This is a genomic window from Microbacterium sp. AR7-10 (assembly GCF_001878835.1).
Lineage (GTDB): Bacteria > Actinomycetota > Actinomycetes > Actinomycetales > Microbacteriaceae > Microbacterium > Microbacterium commune.
Genome location: NZ_MJIR01000121.1, coordinates 1 through 8,782, shown reverse-complemented (window position 1 = coordinate 8,782; position 8,782 = coordinate 1). Strand labels below are relative to the sequence as shown.

At 69.6% G+C, this 8,782-nt stretch carries 9 protein-coding genes; 6 read left to right on the top strand and 3 right to left on the bottom strand.

Annotation, left to right across the window (positions count from 1 at the left end):
* A partial coding sequence (locus tag BFN01_RS14905; RefSeq protein WP_143187276.1) for a DUF445 family protein occupies positions 1-458 on the bottom strand: 458 nt, incomplete at its 3' end.
* Positions 459-492: 34 nt separating this feature from the next.
* Between BFN01_RS14905 and BFN01_RS14900 the strand changes: the two genes are divergently transcribed.
* From BFN01_RS14900 to BFN01_RS14875, 6 genes are all read left to right on the top strand, one after another.
* The gene (locus BFN01_RS14900) at positions 493-765 is read left to right on the top strand and encodes a metal-sensitive transcriptional regulator (RefSeq protein WP_071645103.1); all 273 of its coding nucleotides are present in this window, start codon (positions 493-495) and stop codon (positions 763-765) included.
* Between the two features lie 133 nt (positions 766-898).
* Entirely contained in the window at positions 899-2,056 is a 1,158-nt protein-coding gene (locus tag BFN01_RS14895) for an ABC transporter ATP-binding protein (RefSeq protein WP_071645102.1), read from the top strand.
* Between the two features lie 54 nt (positions 2,057-2,110).
* Positions 2,111-3,289, top strand: coding sequence for a spermidine/putrescine ABC transporter substrate-binding protein (locus tag BFN01_RS14890; protein WP_071645101.1), 1,179 nt, complete (start codon positions 2,111-2,113; stop codon positions 3,287-3,289).
* A complete protein-coding gene (locus BFN01_RS14885; RefSeq protein WP_071645100.1) occupies positions 3,282-4,166 on the top strand; it encodes an ABC transporter permease in 885 nt (294 codons plus the stop codon). Before BFN01_RS14890 ends, BFN01_RS14885 begins: the two co-directional genes overlap by 8 nt.
* Positions 4,163-5,026 carry an ABC transporter permease gene (locus BFN01_RS14880; RefSeq protein ID WP_071645099.1) on the top strand — a complete coding sequence of 288 codons (864 nt, stop codon included), beginning with the start codon at positions 4,163-4,165 and terminating at the stop codon, positions 5,024-5,026. Before BFN01_RS14885 ends, BFN01_RS14880 begins: the two co-directional genes overlap by 4 nt.
* A gap of 1 nt (position 5,027) precedes the next feature.
* Positions 5,028-6,686 (top strand): amidohydrolase, encoded by a 1,659-nt coding sequence (locus BFN01_RS14875; protein ID WP_071645098.1) that lies wholly within the window; start codon positions 5,028-5,030, stop codon positions 6,684-6,686.
* Positions 6,687-6,702: 16 nt separating this feature from the next.
* Here BFN01_RS14875 and BFN01_RS14870 read toward each other — a convergent pair whose 3' ends face one another.
* Together BFN01_RS14870 and BFN01_RS14865 are read right to left on the bottom strand one after the other, a co-directional pair.
* Positions 6,703-7,863 carry an acyl-CoA dehydrogenase family protein gene (locus tag BFN01_RS14870; protein WP_071645097.1) on the bottom strand — a complete coding sequence of 387 codons (1,161 nt, stop codon included), beginning with the start codon at positions 7,861-7,863 and terminating at the stop codon, positions 6,703-6,705.
* Entirely contained in the window at positions 7,860-8,609 is a 750-nt protein-coding gene (locus BFN01_RS14865) for an alpha/beta fold hydrolase (RefSeq protein ID WP_071645096.1), read from the bottom strand. The genes BFN01_RS14870 and BFN01_RS14865 overlap by 4 nt, the downstream gene beginning before the upstream one ends.
* Positions 8,610-8,782 lie beyond the last annotated feature (173 nt).

The window sequence follows — 8,782 nt, the reverse complement described above, 5'->3', positions numbered from 1 at the left end:
AGCACGGCGGAGGCCGCCGTGGCGGCCTCCGCCGCCACGCGCTCGGCGTGCGCCTCGTGGCTGAGCCACTCGCCGAGCCGCTGCGAGAGGGCGGTCGTCGACAGCTTCGCGCGCACGACCTCACCCGCCAGGAAGTTCGTCTCGACGAACTCGCCCAGGGTGCGCCCGATCTCATCCTTGCGGTTGGGGATGATCGCGGTGTGCGGGATCGGCAGTCCGAGCGGGCGGCGGAACAGCGCGGTCACGGCGAACCAGTCGGCCAGGGCGCCGACCATGCCGCCCTCGGCCGCCGCGCGGAGGTAGCCGAGCCACGGATGCCGTGATTCGAGCCAGAAGGAGAGGACGAACACGACGGCCATGAAGATCAGCGCGCCCAGCGCCACGGCCTTCATCCGGCGAAGGCTGCGCAGTCGCTCCTGATCGGCCGGCGAGAGCAGCGCCATCGGTGTTCGCGACATGCCGTCATCCTTTCACGGTGACTAGGCTCGAGGGGTGATCGACGACATCAAGAAGCGCGCTCTGCACCGCACCAGCATCCTCGAGGGTCAGCTGCGCGGCATTGCGCGGATGATCGAGAACGAGGACTACTGCATGGACATCATCACCCAGTCGCGTGCCGTGCAGCGCTCGCTCGAGTCACTCAATCGCCTGCTGCTCGAGAACCACCTGCGCACGCATGTCACGCACATGTTCGAGCAGGGCGGCGACGAGCGCGAGACCGCGGTCGGCGAGCTGCTGAAGGCGTTCGATTTCGACCGCAAGTAGACCATATCGACACAATCAAGACAGCTTGACAACGGATATCGTCGCTCTCTTCTGTCCATTCTTCGTTTTTCGCTGTACCTCACCGCGCGACTGTGCTTGACTGACGTCAGTCAGAACTCAACGTGGAGGTTCCATGGCACAGCTCGCACCCGCGGCGCCCGCGCCGACCGCCGACCCGGCGACGGGGGGCGTCGACATCATCGGCGTCACCAAGCACTACGGCGATGCGCCGGCGGTCGATGACCTGTCGCTGTCGATCCAGCCGGGCGAGTTCCTCTCCCTGCTGGGACCGTCGGGCTGCGGGAAGACCACGACGCTGCGCATGATCGCCGGGTTCGAGCATCCGGACAGCGGCGACATCCGCATCTCGGGCCGCAGCGTGCTCGGGCTGCCGCCGCACCGCCGCGAGGTGAACACCGTCTTCCAGGCGTACGCGCTGTTCCCGCACATGACCGTCGCCGAGAACGTCGCCTACGGCCTGCAGCAGCGCCGGGTGCCCAAGGCCGAGCAGCGGGAGCGGGTCATCGCCGCCCTCGACATGGTGCAGCTGCGCCGGTTCGCCGACCGCAAGCCGACCATGCTCTCCGGCGGGCAGCAGCAGCGCATCGCGCTGTCCCGTGCGCTCATCAACCGCCCCAGTGTGCTGCTGCTCGACGAGCCGCTCGCCGCGCTCGACCGCCAGCTGCGCGAGGAGATGCAGGTCGAGCTGAAGCTGCTGCAGTCCCGGCTCGGGACGACGTTCGTCTTCGTGACGCACGACCAGGGCGAAGCGCTGTCGATGAGCGATCGGATCGCCGTGATGCGCGCCGGCCGCATCGAGCAGCTCGATGCTCCCGACCGGATCTACGCCGCACCCGCGTCGGCGTACGTCGCATCGTTCATCGGCCAGCAGAACTTTCTCAGCGGCACCGCTCGCGGCGACGCGGTGCAGACGACCGTCGGCCTCATCCACGGCCGATGGGGAGCCGAGCAGGTCGCGGACGGGGGCGCGGCCGTCGCCGCCATCCGGCCGGAGTTCATCCGGATCGAAACGCCCGACTCCACCGCCTTCGGCATCGACGGCCGTGTGCTCAGCGTGTCGTACCTCGGCGAGACCCTCCAGGTCGTCGTCGGCATCGACGGCGGACAGACGCTGCTCGTGCGCACTCCGGCACCGACGGCGCCGGCGGTCGCCGTCGACCAGGCGGTGCGCTGCACCTGGTCGCGCGACGACGTGCGGCTCTTCGCCGCCGAGGGCGCGCCCACCGCCGCCACACACGTCATCGCCCTCCCCGACCGCGCAGCGCGCTGAGCGGCATCCACCTCACCACCCGCACCGCACCGCACCGCACGAAGGAGTGCTCTCATGAACGACAACAGCATCCGCATCCTGGCTGACAGCAGCATCGCGCCCGTCGTGCGCCATCAGCTCACCCGGCGGGGCTTCATGGGCGTCGTCGCCGCGCTGGGAGCCGCGGGCGTGCTCACCGCCTGCTCGCCAGGCGGCTCGGGAAAGCCGGCGCCCGGCGCCACCGGCGGCGCGGTGGAGGACAAGCTCTCCATCTACAGCTGGGGCGAGTACGACGCCCCCGAGGTGATCGAGGCGTTCACGAACGACGAGGGTGCGAAGGTCGTCATGGACACCTTCAACTCGAACGAGGAGATGATCGCCAAGCTCGTCGCGGCGAAGGGAACCAGCGGCTACGACCTCGTCGTGCCGACCGGCGTGTTCATCCCGCAGATGATCGAGAACGGGCTGCTCGCCAAGCTCAACCTGGATCTCATCCCCAACATGAAGCACATGGATCCCGCCTTCCTCGGGCGCGACTGGGACCCGAAGAACGAGTACTCCATCTGCAAGGCGTGGGGCACCACCGGTTTCGTGTACGACAAGACGGTCATCACGCGTGAGCTGAAGACGTGGAGCGACTTCATCGACGCGGCTCAGAACGAGGCGTCCGGCAAGACCTCGGTGCTCGATGACCCGGCCCCGCTCGGCGGCATCTACTACTGGGCCAACGGCATCGACTGGAACACCACGGACCCCGCCGACCTCGACGCGTGCGAGAAGTTCCTCGTCGACGAGCTGGCACCGCACATCTCTGCCTTCGACTCGTACCCCGGAGGTGCGGCGATCCCGCAGGCGTCGCACGTGCTCATGCAGTCGTGGAACGGCGATGCGCGCATCGGCATCCAGGAGTCGCCCGACCCCGACCGCTGGCAGTGGGTGCTCGGCGCCCCCGACACCGAGCTGTGGATGGACAACTGGGCGCTCGTCGAGGGCGCACCGCACCCCGAGGCCGCCCATGCCTTCCTGAACTACATCCTCACCCCCGAGAACCAGCTCGCCCAGGTCGACTACATCGGCTACGACACCGGGGCCGCGGGAATCAAGGAGGCGGCCGAGGCCGCCGGACTCGAGATGCTCGACATGGTGTTCTTCGACGAGGCGCAGGTGAAGACCATGCATGAGGGCAAGGTCACGGAGGCGCAGGCGCGCATCGTCGAGATATGGAACAAGACGAAGGCCGCCGCCGGTGCGTAGCCCTCGCTTCGGGCTGGCCGTACCCGCGTGGGTGTGGCTGGCGCTGTTCTTCATCGCGCCCATCGCCATGGTCGTGTGGTTCAGCTTCGGGTACAAGCCGGGCATCTTCGGCACGCATGCCAACGACGTGCTGTCCTTCGACCGGTACGCCGAGGCCATGTCGCCCACGTTCTTCGCGACGTTCCAGAACACCCTCTGGGTCGGCATCATCGGCACCGTGCTGTGCCTGCTGATCGGCGGCCCGGTCGCGTACTGGATGGCCGTGAAGGCGCCGCCCTCGCGTCGGGGCCTGCTGATCGCACTCGTGATGGTGCCGTTCTGGACGAACTTCCTCGTGCGCACGCTCGGCTGGCAGGTGATTCTCTCGCCCGAGGGCTGGCTGTCGTCGCTGCTGCAGGGGCTGGGGATGCTCGACGGACCGATCGATGTGCTCTACACCCGCACCGCCGTGCTCATCGGCGTCGTCTACAACTATCTGCCTCTGATGATCCTGCCGCTGTACGTCGCCTTCGACCGCGTCGGAACGCCGCTGCGCGAAGCCAGCAAGGATCTCGGCGCGAACGGCATCCGCACCTTCCTGCAGGTCACCGTGCCTCTGGCGCGACCCGGCATCATCGCCGGCGTGCTGCTGGTGTTCATCCCACTGATGGGCGACTACATCACCGCGACCGTCCTCGGCGGAGCGCAGGGCAACATGATCGGCCAGCTGGTCGCCAGCCAGTTCGGCACCGCGCAGAACTGGGCGCTGGGCTCGGCCATGGCGGTGCTGCTCATCCTCGTGATCATGCTCACGATCGGTGTCGTCGCCGGCATCCTCTGGCTGATCTCGCTGCCGTTGCGAAGCCGCAGCCGACTCGTCCTGGGAGAGGCATCATGAGCGACATCCGCCCCCGTCGTCCCCGCGCCGCCATCGGCGACCGCGTCCTCGGCATCTGGTCGGTCGCGGTCTACGCGTTCCTGTTCCTGCCGATCATCGTCATCATCATGGCGTCGTTCAACTCGGGGCGGCTGCTGGTCGCGTGGGACGGTTTCAGCTTCGCTCCGTTCGCGGCGCTGGTGGAGAAGCCCGTCATCCGCGACGCCGTGATGGTGTCGCTGCGCACCGGCCTGATCGCGGCGCTGTTCGCTGCGGTGCTCGGCACGCTCGCCGGCATCGCGATGGCCCGCCGACCGGGGAAGTGGGTCTGGTGGTTCCTCGGACTGCTGCTGCTCGTGTCGGTCACACCCGAGATTGTCGACGCCGTCGCGCTGCTGCCGTGGCTCGTCTTCCTCGGTCAGGACCTCGGGCTCACGATGTTCAACGACGGCACCGTGCGTCTCGTCGTCGGTCACTCGCTGTTCTCGATCGCCATCGTGTCGTACATCGTCCGTGCCAGGCTGGTCGGTCTCGACGCGCGCCTGGAGGAGGCATCGGCCGACCTGTACGCCCCGCCGGTGCGCACCTTCCTGCGCGTGACCCTGCCGCTCGCGATGCCGGCCGTGCTCGCCGGATTCCTGCTGTCGTTCACACTCAGTCTCGACAACACCGTCGTCTCGGCCTTCGTGCAGGTGTCGGGCACCACACCCTGGCCGGTGTACGTGCTGAGCTCGCTGCGCAGCGGGCTGCGGCCCGAGATCGCCGCCGTGTCGACCGTGATGCTGCTGCTCACGCTCGTCTCGCTGGCTCTCGTCGCCCTGGTGCTGAAGAAGGCCGGGGACTCGACCACCGAGATCGCCCGCACCATGGCAGGAGGATGACATGACCGACGCCGACCTCGTGTTCACCGGCGGCGCCTACGGCGGAAGAGTGTTCGTCTCCGACGCGTCTCGGTCGCGAGCCGACGCCGTCGCCGTCCGCGACGGGCGGATCGTCGCGCTCGACCGGGAGGCGAACGCCCTGATCGGCCTCGGCACCGAGGTGGTCGATCTGGACGGCCGGATGCTGCTGCCGGGGTTCCAGGATGCCCATGTGCACCCGCTCTGGGGCGGGCTCGACATGCTGCGCTGCGACCTCGCCGACCTGTCGAGTCAGGAGGCGTACCTGCAGCGGATCGCGCAGTACGCGGCCGAGCATCCGGATGACGAATGGGTGCTGGGCGGCGGCTGGCAGATGTCGGCCTTCCCCGGCGGCACGCCGACGGCCGCGGCGCTGGACACCGTGGTGCCCGACCGGCCCGCGTTCCTGCCCAACCGCGACGGACACGGCGCGTGGGTGAACTCCCGCGCGCTCGCTCTCGCGGGGATCACCCGCGACACCCCCGACCCGGACGACGGCCGGATCGAGCGGGATGCCTCGGGAACCCCGTCCGGAACCCTGCACGAGGGCGCGATGACCCTCGTCAACCGGCTGCTGCCCGCCGAACCGCACGAGCGGCTGCGAGAGGCGCTCGCCGTCGGCCAGCGTCACCTGCACTCGTTCGGGATCACGGCCTGGCAGGATGCCATCGTCGGCACGCAGTACAGCGACGCCGGCGATCCGCTGCCGGTGTACATCGCCGCCGATCGGGCGGGCGAGCTGACCGGTCGAGTCGTGGGGTCGCTGTGGTGGGACCGGACGCGGGGGCTGGAGCAGATCGACGACCTCGTCGCGCTGCGCGAGAGCGCCGCCGGCGGACGGCGCTTCGCCGCGACCAGCATCAAGATCATGCAGGACGGCGTGGCCGAGAACTTCACGGCGTCGATGCTCGAGCCGTACTGCGACGGCCACGGGCACCCCACCGAGAACGCCGGCATCTCGTTCGTCGACCCCGACGTGCTGAACGAGGCGGCGGCGCGGCTGGACGCCCTCGGCTTCACGCTGCACTTCCACGCCATCGGCGACCAGGCGGTGCGCGAGTGCCTCGACGCCGTCGAGAGCGCGCTGCAGCGCAACGGGCCTCGCGGCAATCCGCACCACATCTCCCACATCCAGGTCGTCCACCCGGATGATGTGCCCCGGTTCCGCCGGCTGGGCGTCACCGCCAACATGCAGATGCTCTGGGCGACCCTCGAGCCGCAGATGGTCGATCTCACGCTGCCGTTCCTCGGCGAGACGCGCGCGAGCTGGCAGTATCCGTTCGGCGACCTGCTGCGCGCGGGCGCCGCGCTCGCCGCGGGAAGCGACTGGTCTGTGTCGACGCCGGATCCGATGGCGGCGATCCACACCGCGGTCAACCGCCGCTCCGCCCCGTCGGAATGGGAGGGTGACTACCCGCCGTTCCTGCCCGAGCAGGCCATCGACCTCGGCAGCGCGCTGCAGGCGTACACCGCCGGGTCGGCGCGGGTGAACAGCCTGCCCGAGACCGGAACGATCAGAGTCGGGATGCTGGCGGACCTCGCCCTGCTCGAGCGCGATCCGTTCGACGGCGAGCCGGGGCGGATCGGCGACACCCGGGTGCTCGGCACCTGGGTCGAGGGTGTGCGGGTGTTCGAGGCCTGACCCGCGGCGAGGAGCCTCAGCCCTCGACAGGCCCCAGCCAGGCCGACGCAGCCGTCGCGTGCGCCGACTCCGGGTCCGACGGATGGAACATCCCGGCGAGCACGTCGCGGTACAGCCGGGACAGCTCGTTCGACGAGAAGTACGACCCACCGCCCGCGACCAGCATCGCGTCGTCGACCACCTGCTTCGCCATCACGACGGCGCGGTGCTTCAGCCCCGACAGCAGCGTGAACCAGCGCGCGCCGTGATCGGCTCTCTCGTCGACATCCGCAGCGAGGGCAGCGATCTGCGGCGGCAGGGCGTCGTATGCGAGAGCCATGTCGGCGATCCGCCACCGGATGTCGGGATCCTGGCTGTACGTCGTGCCGGTCTTCTTCGAGCGGCGACCCTTCGCGGCGCCGACGGCGAGATCGAGCCCGCGTCGGGCGATCCCGGTGTAGACGGATGCCAGCAGGATCTCGAACACGCTGAAGATGCCGAACACGATCGGGTCGGGGTTCGGGCCGGGGTCGATCCGCCGCACGACGTGCTCGGGCGCCGCGACCGCGCCGTTCAGGCGCGTCGTGCGGCTCTGCGTGCCCCTCATGCCGAGGGTGTCCCAGTCATCGCTCGTGACGACGGCATCCGTGCGGCCGACGAACGCGAACACCAGCTTCGGGGCGTCCGCGCTCGTCGTGTCGAGGCCGTGCAGACCCAGCTTCGTCCACACCGGGGCGAGGGAGGTGAAGATCTTCGTGCCGGTGAAGGCGTAGCCGCCGTCGCTCTGCGGCAGGGCATCCGTGTCGCTGCCGAACAGCACCAGATCGTTGCCGCCCTCGCTGATGCCGAACGCGAAGACATCGCCGGCGGCGGCGCCCTCCTGCACGAACTCCAGCCCCGGCACGCCGCGGTCGCTGAACACCTTCGCCACGCCCGTCCACACCAGGTGCATGTTGATCGCCAGCGCCGTGGCGGGGGCTGCGGAGGCGAGGCGCTGCTGCAGCACCGCGGCCTCGGCGAGGCCCAGACCGGCACCGCCGCGCTCGCGGGGAACCAGGATCGACAGGTAACCGGCATCGCGCAGCTCGTCGAGGTCCTGCTGCGGGAAGGTGTTCTCCCGATCATGCACCGCCGCACGCTCGCGAATGCGCTCGAGCAGGTCGTCGGGCAGATGGAGGGTGGGGTCGAATGCGCTCACGAGAGGGCCTCCAGGATCTGACGGATCGTCTCCTCGGGACGATCGCGGTGCGGCGAGTGCCCGGCGCCGGACACGACCGACATGCTGATGTGCGGGTTCTCGAGCACGGAGCGTGCCCGCTCGCCGGTGAACAGGCTGTACACCTCGGGGTCGGCTCCGACGATGTGCGTCGGGAGGCGGATCTCCGCCGCCTGCGCGCGCACATCCCATGGCTGGTTCTGCGCGCTGGTCTGCTCGACGGCCCAGCGGCTGGCCCGCAGCACGGCATCCACCTTCAGCTCGACGTCCTGCGGATGCCAGTCCGGATGCTCGGCGCGCACCGCCTCGAGATCGGGGGACGCGAACGCGCGCTGCTGGCTGCGGCGGATGATGCCCTCGTCGCGTCCCGCGACGTGGATCGCCGGGTCGATCAGCACGAGACGTCGTGCCCATCCGGATGCCGTGGTCGCGGCGATGACGGTGGCGGCGCCACCCAGGGAGTGACCGATCACGGCATCCCACTCTCCGCCGTCATCCGGCCTGGCGGCAGCGACGTCGGCTCCGTAGGCCGCGACGGAGTAGTCGAGGGCGCGGGGCGCGTCGCCGTGACCGCGCAGGTCGACAGCGGTGGCCTGCCATCCGGCATCCGCCAGCGCGGTGCCGATTCGCCACATCAGCGCTGCCGACGATCCGAGACCGTGGACGAGCAGGGCGCGGCGGTGGCCGTCGCCCCACACCAGACGAGGGAGGGTGAGCGGTGCGGGCACGCCACCAGCCTAGATGCGTGCGGTCTGGATCGGCTCGGTGTCGGGGTGGGGCGAGGGGTCGCGGTCACGCAGGTCGGGGAACGCGCGGACGAACACGATCGAGACGACGAGACCGACGAACGCGAACAGGGCGGCGGCCAGATACGCGCCCGTCGGGCCGGACTGGTCGATGA

Excerpts from the sequence above, each read along its gene's own strand:
- BFN01_RS14895 (WP_071645102.1), top strand. The coding sequence starts at position 899 with ATGGCACAGCTCGCACCCGCGGCGCCCGCGCCGACCGCCGACCCGGCG.
- BFN01_RS14890 (WP_071645101.1), top strand. The coding sequence starts at position 2,111 with ATGAACGACAACAGCATCCGCATCCTGGCTGACAGCAGCATCGCGCCC.
- BFN01_RS14880 (WP_071645099.1), top strand. The coding sequence starts at position 4,163 with ATGAGCGACATCCGCCCCCGTCGTCCCCGCGCCGCCATCGGCGACCGC.
- BFN01_RS14875 (WP_071645098.1), top strand. The coding sequence starts at position 5,028 with ATGACCGACGCCGACCTCGTGTTCACCGGCGGCGCCTACGGCGGAAGA.